This window comes from Hymenobacter koreensis (assembly GCF_039541855.1).
GTDB lineage: Bacteria > Bacteroidota > Bacteroidia > Cytophagales > Hymenobacteraceae > Solirubrum > Solirubrum koreensis.
In genome coordinates, this window is the sequence record NZ_BAABHA010000009.1 from 1 (window position 1) to 621 (window position 621).

The window sequence follows — 621 nt, forward strand, 5'->3', positions numbered from 1 at the left end:
CTCCGTGGCCCGCAGCTGCGCCTCCTGCGCCCCGCGGCGGCGCTCGGCCCCCACCGCGTAGCGCGCCGCCCAGTAACCGAAGCTGAGGAATAAAAAGAGAAAGCCCCGAGGAATTCCCGCTATCCAAAGCTGCCCGTAGCTCATGCCGGGCGGCGGGGCCCAGCCCGTGAACCGGGCCAGGCCCAGGTTCAGCTCGCAGCGCAACGCGGCGTAGCCGGCCAGCGCCGCCAGGGCCGCCAGGGCGTAGAGCAGGTAGCGGCCCCGCCCCGCCAGGCGCGGCAGCAGCAGCTCGCTGTTGGCGTAAAACAGCGCCGCGTTTAGCAGGTAATTTGCGACAACAGCAATACGGGAAGGATTGGAGAAATTGGCAAATAAAAAGGTGAGCTGTTCGTACAAAGCGAAGCCGAGCCAGACCAGCACGTGGAGCACGGCGGGCCGCCGCAAGGCCCGCCGCCAGTCATTAGAGCCTAATTGCATGCGGCAAAAATAAGCGGGATGAAAAGGCCATATCAGATGGCAGCACTATTACTGGTAGCAACTCAGTGCATAAGGGCCGGCGGCTCAGAGCTCGATGCTCAGGGTGCAAGTATAACAGTCGGCTTCCTGACTTGTGGCGAGGCG

At 63.6% G+C, this 621-nt stretch carries 1 pseudogene; it reads right to left on the reverse strand.

Annotation, left to right across the window (positions count from 1 at the left end):
• Window positions 1-477, reverse strand: a pseudogene (locus ABD903_RS13860) (hypothetical protein); the annotation flags it as partial.
• Between the last annotated feature and the right edge of the window lie 144 nt (window positions 478-621).